This window comes from Wolbachia endosymbiont (group A) of Icerya purchasi (assembly GCF_947251635.1).
In the GTDB taxonomy this organism is placed as follows: domain Bacteria; phylum Pseudomonadota; class Alphaproteobacteria; order Rickettsiales; family Anaplasmataceae; genus Wolbachia; species Wolbachia pipientis.
In genome coordinates this window covers 949,536-963,263 of sequence record NZ_OX366357.1, presented here as the reverse complement: position 1 = coordinate 963,263, position 13,728 = coordinate 949,536, and the positions used below count along the sequence as shown (strand labels likewise).

General features: G+C 35.0%; 9 protein-coding genes and 3 pseudogenes. 4 read left to right on the top strand and 8 right to left on the bottom strand.

Annotated elements, in window-relative coordinates; all coding sequences use genetic code 11:
- Positions 1–295: 295 nt before the first annotated feature.
- Positions 296–496: pseudogene (locus tag OPR17_RS05105) on the bottom strand (transposase); the annotation flags it as partial.
- A 73-nt stretch (positions 497–569) separates the two neighbouring features.
- Between OPR17_RS05105 and OPR17_RS05100 the strand changes: the two are divergent.
- The gene (locus OPR17_RS05100) at positions 570–1,472 is read left to right on the top strand and encodes an IS982 family transposase (RefSeq protein ID WP_265021381.1); all 903 of its coding nucleotides are present in this window, start codon (positions 570–572) and stop codon (positions 1,470–1,472) included.
- Positions 1,450–1,688, top strand: a pseudogene (locus OPR17_RS05095) (IS256 family transposase); the annotation flags it as partial. The gene OPR17_RS05100 and the pseudogene OPR17_RS05095, both read left to right, overlap by 23 nt.
- 38 nt (positions 1,689–1,726) lie before the next feature.
- Here the strand turns inward: OPR17_RS05095 and OPR17_RS05090 are convergent.
- The 7 genes from OPR17_RS05090 to OPR17_RS05060 form a co-directional block, all read right to left on the bottom strand.
- Positions 1,727–4,468, bottom strand: a complete 2,742-nt coding sequence (locus tag OPR17_RS05090) for a hypothetical protein (RefSeq protein WP_265021380.1) — start codon at positions 4,466–4,468, stop codon at positions 1,727–1,729.
- Positions 4,469–4,814: 346 nt separating this feature from the next.
- Positions 4,815–6,158, bottom strand: coding sequence for an alanine/glycine:cation symporter family protein (locus tag OPR17_RS05085; protein WP_265021379.1), 1,344 nt, complete (start codon positions 6,156–6,158; stop codon positions 4,815–4,817).
- Between the two features lie 370 nt (positions 6,159–6,528).
- Positions 6,529–6,771, bottom strand: a complete 243-nt coding sequence (locus tag OPR17_RS05080) for a methylated-DNA--[protein]-cysteine S-methyltransferase (RefSeq protein WP_265021378.1) — start codon at positions 6,769–6,771, stop codon at positions 6,529–6,531.
- A gap of 109 nt (positions 6,772–6,880) precedes the next feature.
- Positions 6,881–7,084, bottom strand: coding sequence for a hypothetical protein (locus OPR17_RS05075; RefSeq protein ID WP_265021377.1), 204 nt, complete (start codon positions 7,082–7,084; stop codon positions 6,881–6,883).
- A 417-nt stretch (positions 7,085–7,501) separates the two neighbouring features.
- Positions 7,502–9,064, bottom strand: a complete 1,563-nt coding sequence (locus OPR17_RS05070; RefSeq protein ID WP_265021376.1) for a PD-(D/E)XK nuclease domain-containing protein — start codon at positions 9,062–9,064, stop codon at positions 7,502–7,504.
- Complete coding sequence (locus OPR17_RS05065) at positions 9,058–9,429, bottom strand: hypothetical protein (protein WP_265021375.1); 372 nt, start codon at positions 9,427–9,429, stop codon at positions 9,058–9,060. The genes OPR17_RS05070 and OPR17_RS05065 overlap by 7 nt, the downstream gene beginning before the upstream one ends.
- A gap of 163 nt (positions 9,430–9,592) precedes the next feature.
- Positions 9,593–11,065: a hypothetical protein gene (locus tag OPR17_RS05060; protein WP_265021374.1), complete on the bottom strand. Its 1,473-nt coding sequence runs from the start codon at positions 11,063–11,065 to the stop codon at positions 9,593–9,595.
- 408 nt (positions 11,066–11,473) lie between these two features.
- On the opposite strand from OPR17_RS05060, the pseudogene OPR17_RS05055 reads away from it, so the two are divergent.
- A pseudogene (locus OPR17_RS05055) lies at positions 11,474–12,372 on the top strand (DMT family transporter).
- 47 nt (positions 12,373–12,419) lie between these two features.
- Positions 12,420–13,727: a UDP-glucose dehydrogenase family protein gene (locus OPR17_RS05050; RefSeq protein ID WP_265021373.1), complete on the top strand. Its 1,308-nt coding sequence runs from the start codon at positions 12,420–12,422 to the stop codon at positions 13,725–13,727.
- The last annotated feature ends 1 nt before the right edge of the window (position 13,728 follow it).

Genomic DNA, 13,728 nt, shown 5'->3' with positions numbered 1-13,728 from the left:
TGATGGTGTCATTCCAGTGCCCAGACACTGGAATCCAGCCTTTTCATAATCATCAAAATGTTGTATTTTAACATAAAACGGCTACTTTTATGCTTACCAACTTAATAAAATTCCTGGATCCCAGTGCCCTCTTCTTGTCATCCCAGTGCGTGACACTCGGATCTAGCAAGCTTTGCTTGCAAACAAGTCTAATACGCGTCGCGTTTTATGCCAAAACACAATTGGAGTTACATGCAAAATAGATCCCAGACTGGGATGACAAAAAAAGGAGCACTGGAATGACAGCAGTCCTACGTCATAACGCGAATTCTGGATTAAGGAAGGAAGTATAGGAAATAGAAGGCTTTTTGGATTTGATGGAATAGGAGATGAGAGTAGAAAAGATATGAACCAAGAAATCAACAGGGGATCTATGGCGAGTGTGTTCAATTTCTAGTCTATTTTTTAGGTAACCAAAAACAGTCTCAATGATAGACCTTTTTCTCACGCGAATTCTGGATTAAAGGAGAATAGAAAAGGCAGAAAACAGGGTAAACTCAGCAATTATAAAAAAATAGATGAGGTTACCCATGGAAGACATAACAAAACTGTTTTGTTTGGTCGATGATTTTTGCAGAGATATAGAGAAAAATTTTGCAGGCAAACTACTGCCAAATGGTAAAAAACCCACAAGAACAACGGAAATTGAGCACTCTGAAATCATGACAATAATCCTGCTATATCAACAATCTCCGTGTAAAAATTTCAAAACTTTCTATCTACATTACCTAACGTTGCTCTACAAATCAGAGTTTCCAAAGTTGCCTTCATATACCAGGTTTGTTGCTCTAAAGCCTAGGGTTTTGTGGCATTTAGCAATGTTGTTGCATTGGCTTTGTGGACAGTCAGAAAACACTGGAATTTCATATATAGACACAACTCCCATTGCAGTTTGTCATGCAAAAAGAATATCCAAAAACAAAGTTTTTGCTGGAATTGCAAAATTAAGCAAGAGTACTTACGGCTGGTTTTTTGGTTTCAAATTACATATGGTAATCAATGAAAATGGTGAAATTCATGCACTTACGCTAACAAAAGGCAATGTTGATGATAGGATACCTGTGCCAAATTTGACGGAAAAATTAACCGGCCTTTTGTTTGGTGACAAAGGTTATATTGCAAAAGAGCTTTTTCAGAAGCTGTTTGACCGAGGTTTGAAACTTGTTACCAAGGTGAAAAAAGGTATGAAAAATACATTAATTTCGCTAAATGAGAAGATTTTACTGAGAAAAAGGTCTATCATTGAGACTGTTTTTGGTTACCTAAAAAATAGACTAGAAATTGAACACACTCGCCATAGATCCCCTGTTGATTTCTTGGTTCATATCTTTTCTACTCTCATCTCCTATTCCATCAAATCCAAAAAGCCTTCTATTTCCTATACTTCCTTCCTTAATCCAGAATTCGCGTTTCAAGTATTCTGGTCCAGTTAGAAGGCTAATTTATACTACCAATCCTATTGAGGGACTGCATAGACAGATTAGAAAATTTACTAAAACTAAGGGCTCATTTACCAGCTTGTATAAACAGGTGTATTGTGCTATAAAAAGGTAGAGCAAAAATGGACTATGGCTTTGCCTAATTGGGCATTAACTATGTCTAAGCTCGACATTTTCTTTCCTAATAGATTGAAAATTGAGTTGAACTAAAAATGCGGTTTGACACACTTTTTTGAACATTCCCCAATTTATATTGAAATACCTTTATTAGTATCTTTTTTTTGTTGTGACTCAGCAACCTGTTTAGCCCAATCTAGTGGTCTTTTATTTCTGTTAGCTAATGCAATTCTATTGCGATCATAACCATCAGTGTGTTCTGTTAAAGTATCTCCTCTTTCTTCTTCTATTACTCCAGCTTTCAGTTGTGCTTCATCTTTCTCTAGTAATTTATATAGTTCGCTATTTTTATCTACAGTTGGATTAGTGTCATTATTTTCTCGTTCTGCCACTGTTTTTTCTAACCACTTACGTATAGGGTCATATTGTTTACCTTCTCCTATCTTTTCTAAAATGTTTTCTGAGAATGAATCTTTAGGAATATTTTCTTTAGTAGCCTGTTGTGCCGGTTCTCTTAACCCTTTATCCGGGTTTCCCAATGCTCCTTTTAACTCACTCGTATCTCCGATTTCTTTTGGTTCAATGTTTTCTAAGCTCTTCTTTAACTGTTCAGGATTTACTTGAGATTGTTCATGATTGGCATGAGTTGGAGATGAATAGCCCGAATCGTTTGTTTTTACATCTGTTGAGCTGTCTTTTAGCAACCCAACTTCTCTCAAGCGTTTTTTAGTTTCTTCGCTAATCTGACTCTGATCAGACGGTTTTAACCCGAGATTTTCTTGACCTAATGTATTTTTAAGTTCTTCAAATGGAGTTAGATTAATATGTTCTTCTAATTTCCTTCCTACCTGTTTTAAATCTGTTTGAGATTTACTATCACCATTAGTTGGAGATATATAGCCTGAATCACTTATACTATTTGGTATTGAAGCAGAGACACTAACAGTTGGACCTTCTACTGTTTTTACATCTGCTAAATCGTCTTTTTGCAATTCAGACTGAATTTTCTCTGGTGTATTAAAACTAGTCTCTTTAACATCTTCGTTAATTCCGTATTTCTTTAGCCGTTTTTCCTTCCAACTTCCTAATGCTTCACGTACGTTTTGGTAATTTAACCTTTCTTCTTCAGGCTCCTGTCCACTCCTGCGAGAGCTTTTCTGTGATCGAGTGTCACTACCTTGTTCAACATCTATCAAACTCTCCTTATTTCTCTCAGTGCTAACTGGAGATAGAGGTTTGCCGTCATCGTTCTCTCTTTTTTCTATAATATTACCTTTACCATATTTTTTAGATAGTTTTCCCTCTAGTGCATCCAGATTTTGATTATCTTCTTTACCTTCAATTTTACCCTTTAACCATTTGTATATTGGTTTGTCTTCTTTTATTTTTTCTAAAACGTCCTCTAAGAATCTTTTTTGTGCTACATCAGCTGTGTTAGAGCTTAATTCACTTTTTCCGTCAGCTTCAGGTTCACTAGACAATTCACCTTTTTTGTAATTTAACTTCCCTCCTTTAGGCTCCTGTTCACTCTTTCCTTCTTGTTGCGGGATTTCAGGTTGTTGCTGATTATTAGGTATTTGCTCACTTCTATCTGGTTTTTGGCTTCCAGGTACAGCATGTCCAAATGTAGGATTGTCATACCGTTCATCTTCTTGCCTATTATCTTGGCTTACAGACTTGGTGAAAGTAGAACTATCTGAAGAATCAGAAGTTGCACCTTTTTGCTGATTATTAGGTGTTTGCTCATTTTCGCGCAAATCATCTGGTTTTTGGCTTCCAGATTTGGCTCCCCCTTGCTCATCGAAAACACCTTTTTCAGGTGGTAGTGAACTAGTTCTAGGTGGAAGTGGCGGAGGAGTTTTTTTGTTCTGAGGATTCTCCTCAAAAAGCGATTGTAGGTTATAAACTTGACCTCCCGAATTTGCTTCTCGTGCTGCTTGTCTAAGCTCACGCTTTTCTTTAGCCTCCTGAGAATTAATTTTATCGTCAAAATCTTTTCCAATTCCGCTATCGTAAGACTGCCTTCTGCTGTTAGATTGTAGTCCAAAATGTGAATGGTGGTCTTCTTTTTTTTGAGTTATATCAGTAGCTTGAACGCTAACACCTCTATTAACATCAATTCTTGTTGTAGTTTCAGATGATAGCTCGTTACTGTCTTTATTATGTTGCATCTCATTCGCTTTTCCTTGTCCTTTCTCCCTGAATTGTATTTCATGCAAGAATAAACCACCTATTTTTACATCTCTGTTTACTTCTAACCGTTCTAGAGAAAAATCATCACCTTTAACAAGGTCTACACCGTTAGCATCAATCTTAATTTTGATCTTACATTCCTTCCCCTCCGCATACCACTTTAAAGTCATTTCATATGAACCATCAGTTACGACATAATGTCTTATTTTTTTCCCTTCTTCCTCGGCAACAAAACCATGCATTCCGCTCTTTCCATCACTATGCAATGTTGAAAATCCCGAGATTTCATTCTTCTCACAAAAATCACTATTTAAAAATTCGCTGATTTTAAACTCTTTTTTGTTATCTCCCAGCGTAATACTTGCGTGATTACCGTATATTGAAACTCCTGCAACATCATCAACATACTCTTTCAACCTTTCTTTAACTTCACTTTCAAGCTCTTGTCCAGCTTTCTTTGTCTTGTCGCATTTCTGAAGAATAACTCCATATGCTTTATCTTTGTTTTCTTCTTCGTCCCAATTCCAGTTGGCGTGTTTTGTTAAAAACTTTACTGTGTTAAAATCAACTCTAGCATTATAAATTGGGTCGTCTTCCTTTTTTATTTTATCAAATAAAGGAAAAATTTCTTGAATGCGCTCATTATAAATGTGTTCTTGTTGTGTATCGTTAGTGTTCATATACCCCTCACTAATAACCCTCTGCCTTTAGTTCTAGCTAATACTAGCTAATATAATTATCACAAGCATTGGTTGAATTTTTATTAAGGAAGGTTGTGTTACTAATGTGATGACACAAGCTATTTTATGGTAACATCAAACGATTTAAGTTGTCATTCCAGTCTGGAATCCAGCCTTTCACGAACCCCATCAAAAATGTTGTGTTTTAACATAAGATTAGCTACTTTTATGCTCACTAACTTAGTGCCAATCAAGATTCCTGGATCCCAGTGTCTGGGCACTGGGATGACATCCTTCTTGGCGGAAATCACTCTTATATCACAACAGCTGCATAGCCTAAATTGCTTTAGCTATAGCTCTGTTTTTGCAACTTCAAATATCTGCTACTCATAGTAAACACTTCTGGATCTTGAGAGGTTAGCTTGAGTATAGCGAGTATGTTGATAAACAACAAAGCAGCAATCGAGATATCAGCAATATCCCATAGCAACCGGACTTTACCTATCGCACCAAGCGGAATGATCATGGTAAAAATTACAATCCAGATTTTAGTGTATTTATTATCCATAGACACATAGCGTATTGTCTGTTTTGAGCAAAAAAACCAAGTAAAAATAGTAGTAAAAGCAAAACAAAACATTATGGCCATAATTAAATAGTCAATATAAGGCCAATTCATTGCCTTTCTAAAAGCAAATATGCACATGTTAGTGCTCTCTAAATCAGTGACCCAAGAATCTGTGACAAGCAGTACCATTGTTGTAATAAACACTATAGACGCAACTATAAAAGGCGATATTATCGTAATTAGACTCTGCTCAATAATAAATTTATTATTATTTTTCTTAGGAACAATTGAAGAATGTACGATTCCTTCAAGGCCAAGCCCTATATCTGTTGCAAAAATACCTCGCAAAGTTCCGACTTGAATAATAGTCAACATTTCTAAAATTAAACCTAAAGATAAACCAGAGTTAAAGCTACTAGCTGTCAAAAAATTGCTTGTTATTAACTTTAGAGAAGGAAGGATATTTTCACTAAATTTAAATAATATGATACCGCAAAGTATGAGGTAACTTACCGTCATTATCGGTATCATAGCCGATATAAAAATTTTAATTTTTTTTAAGCTGAGAGTTGCAACAACAAAAAATATTATGGCCATTACAATGCCACCAACAACTACAGGTACATCTATCATATTAAGTGGTATTGATAGAGAATTTACCTGAACAAGGTTACCAACTGTTATTGAAACCATCATCATGATCACTAGAAAGACAATTGTGGCCTTTCTAGAGTTAAACGCATCAGTCATGTAGGCTACAGGGCCACCTATAAACCGTTCGTTCTTTTCCTTTCTAGTTTTTATACTTAGATAACAAGTGACATATTTTATCACAGAAGTGATAACAATAATTATTGCCATCCATAAAATAGAGCCCGGTCCTCCGGTTTTTAGAGCAACAGCAGTTCCTGAAATATTTCCTACTCCTAAATTTCCCCCTAAAATTGTAAACAGAGCGGCTATAGAAGAAAATTTATTTTCTCCTTTTTTAGCTCCAAGGAGTGAAAAGGCGTATGGTAATCTAAATATCTGTAGCCATTTTAGTTTAACCGATAGGTAAACACCAGCAATTAGCATGAGTAATATTGTTGGCAGTAATAAAACAAACTTTACTGTATCCATCTGTAAAAGTGAGATCTTTATTTAAGTATACAACAAAAACTGAAAATACCTAACCTATTTTCTATGTATAACTTCGTTTCTGTCATCCAAGCACTCCTTTCTGTCATCCAAGTAGCCCTCTTCTTGTCATCCCAGTGCGTGACACTTGTATCTAAATTTTTTATGTGAAACCATTATACTTGTAGGCTCAAGTTCCTCATATAGTGAACAAAAAAGTAAACGAGATTCCAGACTCATGCGTCAATGTTAAACAAAATACCATGGAATTCAAGAAGACAATTTCCAGAAAATCTCTATATCCTAAAAAAGGGAAATATTCTCTTTAAGCTACTATAACTTAATCAATAAACTCTCCTACGGAAAGATTAGTTTATTGATTGATATTATGTCTTGTAAAGGTAAATTCATAATCAAGAATAGCCTTTTTACGCTCTACTCCCCAGCGGTACTTATGAATTTTTCCAGATTTACAAATAACACGATGGCAAGGTATGAGGAGAGAAATCGGATTATTTGCAATTGCATTTGCAGTAGCACGTATAGCTTTTGGTTTGCTAATAATGTGAGCAATATTGGCATAGCTTATCGTTGTACCTGTTGGGATTGAAATCAATGCTTGCCAAACTTTAATTTGAAAATCTGTTCCTCTAACAAGTAAAGAGAATGGCTTCTCAGGAAGTTGTGTGTCAAAGATATTGTGTACAATTTTCTCTGTTGTGAGCCTATCCTCTTTTAAGCAGGCTTGTGGCCATTCTTTTTTTAATTACCTCAATAGCTGAAGTTTTGGTGTCGCAAAAAGAAATATGACAGATGCTTTGTGCAGTCACTCCAATAAGCACTTTTCCAAAGATAGTAGAGTGGTACCCGTATAAAACATCGATAGATTCTTTATTTTCTCTAGGTGTTATAATCTGATATTTAGCCATACTTAAGAAATGAGTACTGATATAGTTTAAATTGATTTATACTAAAATAAAGAGTTCAAATGCTATGCGATAACAATGGATCCCAAAGAAAAAACTTCTCACGTCTCTTGATTTTGAGAGCTAGAAATAACTATATTGTTTAGATTTTTAGTAATATACTCTAATGAGTTAATAATTAATCTGCTTAAAAATACAGAAGACAAAGTAGAGTGAACCTACAGTAAAAAGAGAATAAAAAAAACTCTGACAAAAAATTATACAAACTTTCTAAGTTGAACTTGAGCTTAAGAAAACATAAATCAAATTTTCTTGCTAAAAGACCTTACTTTCTCTCCAACCTTACTCAAACGCACTCTAGCTTAATGCATAATTTTACCCATAAACAACCTTATCTTTGGTACATTTATTAGTTACAAGTCATCTAGAAAACCCAGATGCTCTACGAAGCCCACCAATCAATATCAGATTCTGCTCTTGTCCTACAGCATTTAATATAGCGTATAACAAAACCATCGCATCTCCCCCAGTAATACGCTTACATCCTCCACAAAATTCGTATTCACTTAACTGTCGATTTGCTTCCACCATTTTTCGCTCAACTTGTTCTGCGGTGTTAGCATACTTCAACTCTATTCCAATTGGATGAGTATCATCATTTTCCGCAGATTTTGATAATACTAGGTCTATTTTCCTTCCTCTCTGTAGCTGGAACTCAATAATTACCTTGGCAGGATTATCGCAACTTTGAAATATCCCACGCAACAAAGCCTGAAATTTAGCTTCATTGTTCACGAGTAGACGGTTTCCATTTAATAACGGAGACAACAGACGAGAAATCTCATTAAATAAAACTTCATACCTAGCCCTGTACTCACCATTCACATTACCATCATTACCAAAATTAGGCTCAGCACTCATCAATTGATCTGCAAATTGATGTAAGTTCCTAACATTACCAATTTGTTCTGAGAACCTACCCTCAAAATAATCTTCTCTATGAGAACGTGAGTAAGCACGTAGTGATTCGAATTTCTTTGCAGAAAGCACTTGCAGATGACTCTGGACATTTATCTCACAAAGTACTTCACGCACCTTAGCATTATCTTCTGCTTGAGGTAATAATGACAGGTCTAATGCTTTATCTGGTAAAGTCTGCGACCTTAAATAACGAAAAATGTGAAGAACAACAAACCCAATATTTGACACAAACAGAGCTAAAGTTAACGCATGCCTTACAATGTTTGCTGCATCTCCCCTACCACTTATACGTTTCATTTTCTCTTCCTCAGAGTGGTTAAATAGATACTTGGTAACCCTTACTTCTCGCCCATTATCTGCTTCTAAGTCCCTCCTTGTAGATAAAACATTTCCAAAGGCAAACGATGACATGCAGGAAAAAGTGTCACAATGAGCTGATTGAGTGAACTCTGAGGCTATGGGTTGTAAAAAACGTATTACATTTCCCCTAACTCCATTTCCATGAGGATGTAGTAAACCAGGTATTAAGGAAAGACCACCTTCTGAAAAGGGGTGCACAGAAGTTCGGAGACCTGCACCTCCACGCAATTGAAAATTTAACGCTACACAAACAGCACTTGGTGATGAGGTATGAATAGGCAAAGACGACACAGAACAACTTTTAGCATAATCTTTAGCTTGCTCTAACCCTTCCTCATCACCAACCTTCAACTCAATTATAATTGGAACCGAATCATTTGCCTGATCAACACCACGAACAAGCAAAACAACATCTGCATAACCTTTTCCTATAAGTAGCTCTGGGTAGAAATCAGCCACAGCTCGGTATCTAAAATTTACTAAAAAACCACACGGAAAACCGTGGTAATCAGACTCTGCACGAAACACTAAGCTATCTTCATGTTCATCATGGATATCAATAACATATTCCAAAATTCTTTTAACATTAGTACGCACTTCTCCTGCATCATCATTTGCCAACTCATTCATCAGGTCTAACAATTCACCTTGTTCTCTAACTGGGTTAATTTCATGAAAATTGGAGCTCCAGGTTCATCACGTTGAGGAAATCTATCTATTTCATGAATAAACCTACATTCTTCTCCAAACCGAAATATTTTATACTCTTCCCATTCTAGATCCTGTAAGTTTTGTAGCTGATTCTCTGCTACCCACCGCTTCTCTTCTTCGCTAAACCTTGATCCAGGGCTGTTCTCATTATCAGCAATAATATAACACCTTACTATTCTTCTATCTTCTTCATTAGTAAGAACTGCAACTTTCAGATTTCCACAACCGTCAAAACGAAAATAAATTCTTTCATCATTTGGATCTGCAATACTAGAATCATGTGCAGTAGCAAACATGCCAAAGAAGAATGCAGGAAAAAAGCCGTGCTTATTGGCAGAATGCAAAAAAGATGGACAATTGTTTAAAAAATCCCAAACTTCCTACTGAATTCAGTACAATTTCCAATTAATAAATCTCTAACTAATTCATGATCTTCACCATTACCATGCATAAACACTCCTATTTGTTAACGACTGCAGCAGGAGAAATACTAGCACTAGTACCCACTAACGTAGATTGAGGACCTTCAGAACTAGCAGAGGATAAACTCAAGCTTTTTGCCGATTTGCACAACTCTTCTATTAAATTAGAGGAGCTAGTTGCACCTATTATCTTAGAATCCCTTGTTTTGTCTAAACTATTTGCTATCCTCTTTTTTAATGATTCAAAGCTTTTGTCTGAACAACAATCTTTAGCAAGCTTTAAAATGCTCAAGACCAAATCAACTTTTTCACCATCGCCAGCACTTTGAGTATCCTTACTGTTCTCCTGATCTACAATCAAATTTGAAATTGCATTTTCCATTGCAACAAAAGTAATCCTATCTTTAAAAGGATCGACAACATTTATTTTATTTTGGTTAAATACACTAGATTCCCAAAGACTGCTAATAGCTGACCTTGCTTCATTCCTGTTATCCAAGTCATAATCTTTAGAAACTACAACAAATGAAAGCGATGAGAGAAGATGTGCATATCCTCTAGGTGAAAGCATTTTCTCTACTTCAGATCTTGAACATCCCTCGCTCAAGTACTGGATAACATACTTAGTTGTGTAAAGAAAATCGTGCTCTACTAAGCAACTAAGAGGACGATAGATCACACCCCTATCTTTCTTATTCGGTAGCCCGAGTAGTGACTTATGATCTACTTTTGCGCTTATGACTTTACCTAGAATGGAATTTAAGGTAGCAGCAAGTTTATAGCTAGATTGCAATGGAGATAATTTTGCAATAGCAGAAACTAGCAATTTTTCTCGCCCTTCTTTCACTAATTTTTCTTCAGAACACAGGCGATTATAGAAGTGTTCCACTCCCTTACTCCACTTGAAATCTACAGCCTTATTAAATCCATCTTCTGCGTCTATATTTTCTCTAAGGTTACCTGATTCTTGATCAATCCAGAAATTGAAAACAGGATCACGTCTTCCCATGGAACTTAACAATTCAACTCTTGCAAGCTCATCACTGCAAGCTAAATTCCTATCTTCCTCACATGCGCCTTTATGAGATAAGTCAGATCTAAAAGACTCTAACGCCTTGTCAAATAATTGCTTAATTTCACTCTCTACACACTCAATACATGCTATTTTATATATAGCAAATGGATTCAACACACCTGATTTAGCTAATTCTCCTACAAATTTAGCAACATCTAGTGTCGCACCTGACCAACAAGATTCATCACGAAACGCATTACATAAGAGGTCCGATTGCTCAACGGTTAGACCCTCTACTGTTACAGGGTGAGCCTTGACCCATTCCTCAATAGCTGAAGTTCTATCACCTTTAACAACATCCTTCAGCTTACTTATTACTTTGCTAGAGATAATCTCTTTATTTTTTTTAGGATCAGAACTGAGACGAGATCTTTTGCTTGGGCCTGCATTACCCTTCAAATCTTCCGTTCCACGTTTAGTTTTACTTTTCGGCATCTAATTACCTCAAAATCAAATATTCAATGAAGGTATTATACAAGCATTAGAATAATATATAAATCGAAAAATTAGTGTGCACCTAAATTTAAGCAGTAAGTATAGACTTGCTGCAAAAGAGGAGATATTAAAGAGAGATGTAGCAAGAGGGAATGAGCTTAAATTATCAAATCAACGTTATTCTACTTTACCTCACTAGCATTTTCCTTACCTTGAGCCTTACTATTACTCACAAATATAAACGTTCGTTACATAGCTCTTAATATGTCTAAAGAGACGAAATTTCCCGAATTATTTATAATTAACCCTCACGATCACATTCTGGGACCATACATCAGAAAACTTTTATATTATTAGTTTTGTAGTAAAATTATATGAGTACATCGTATCTATTAAATCAGAAGCTTTATGGATTATAGACTGAGAGCTTATTTGTTTGGGGTTATCTGGTTTATACTTAGCTTATTTAGTAGTGTAGCTAATGATACTATATCAAAATATCTAAGTTTACATCTTCAGAGTTTTGAAATAATTTTTTTCCGCTTTCTGTTTACCACTATTACCCTTGTACCTTTTATGTTTTACTATGGAATAGAAACTTTTAAAACAAGTCAAATATCTACTCAAATAACCAGGGGTGGATTGTTGTTTTGTGGAATGACCTTATGGACTTACGGGTTGACTGTTTTCCCCATAGTAACTGCAACGATTATAAGTTTTTCTATACCATTATTTGTTATACTTCTTGCAATACCTTTACTAAACGAAAATATAATTTGGCAAAGATGGATAGTAACTGTTATTGGCTTTGTTGGTATTTCTATTACTACCAAAGCTCATAGTGAAGACTTTAATCCTAAAATCTTATTTTCATTGTATCTGCATTGATCTTTGCTATATTAGACATACTTAATAAGAAACTTGTAATAAAAGAGTCAGTAATAAGTATGTTATTTTATTCAGCTCTAACAACAACTATTTTTTCTACTCCACCTTTGTTATTTTGTTGGCATGTGCCTTCCTTGTTGGAATTAGTATTACTGCTGATTTTGGGAATTAATTCAAATCTAATTTTGCTCTTTATGTTAAAAGCTTTTACTCTTACTGATGCTACTGCACTTGCACCTTATAGATACATAGAGCTAATAATTTCTACAATAGTAACATACGTTATATTTAATGAATTACCTGATAAAAGTGCTTTATATGGTACTTTGATATTAATACCTTCAACCTTATTTATAATTTATTCGGAAGGTAAGGCAATTAAGCAAAATAATGTAACAACAAAAGTTTATAATTGTTAATGGTATTTATTTTAGATGCTAAGCTATATTTTTAAGGTGATAATAAAATGCACATAACTATTATAGGGGTAGGGTATGTAGGCTTAGTATCTGGTACAATGTTATCGGAGCAGGGCCATAAAGTTGATTGCATTGACATAAATACTGAGAAGATTGAACTTTTGAAATCAGGGAAAGTTCCTCTATATGAAGCTGGATTAGCAGATTATTTAGAGAATAATATAAAGTCACAAAGGATAAGATTTTTCGATTCGTATTCTCAAATAAATCCCAATACAGAAGTAGTATTTGTAACTGTAGATACTCCATCAGACTCTCTAGGAAATGCAAATTTAAAGAATGTATATAATGCAGTAAGTGAAGTTTCTGACAGAGTTAATCAAGATTGCTTAATAGTGATAAAGTCAACTGTTCCTCCTGGTACTGCAGAAAATATATATAATTATTTATCTAATAAGGGCTATAACTTTGATTTGGGGGTTAATCCAGAGTTTCTCAAGCAAGGCTATGCAGTATCAGATTTTTTATACCCAGATAGGATAATAATAGGAGTAAAAACTAAGCTAGCTAGGGCAAAACTAGAAGTTATATATAGATCATTTATAGATAAGAATATTCCGTTAATAGTCACTGATACAGTTACTGCTGAAATGATTAAATATGCTTCTAATGCTTTTCTAGCAACAAAGGTTGCTTTTATCAATGAGATGGCAGGTTTATGTGAGCTATTAGGAGCAGACATTGACCTTTTAGCTAACAGTATGGGAATGGACCATAGAATAGGTAAGGAATTTCTCAAAGCTGGTCCAGGATTTGGAGGATCATGTTTTCCTAAAGATTTATCGGCCTTAATAAGGCTTGCTGAAGATCATAATGTCAAGCTACAAATTTTAAATTCAGTTAAGGAATCTAACTATAATCATATAACAAACATTGCTAAAAAGGTAGAATATTTATTAAATGGAGTCCAAAATAAAAAAATAGCGATATGGGGGCTAACTTTTAAGTCTGGTACTGATGATGTCAGAAATAGCCCAGCTATAGATATTGCACAATTGTTAGTGAATAATAAGGCTAAAATCACTGCATATGACCCAATGGGGATGGATAATGCTAGGCAAGTTCTAAAGGATATAGAATACGTGGACAATGCTATAGGGGCTGCAAGGGACGCGGAAGCCTTGTTATTGTTAACGGAGTGGAAAGAATTTAAAAATCAAGATTTTGCAAGTTTAAAGAGTATTATGGCCGCACCTAATGTTTTTGATTTCCGTAATTTATTAGATAGCGAGCTATTGCTAAGATATGGTTACCATGTTTATTCCTTGGGTAAAAAATCTATCTACAAAGTTTAAC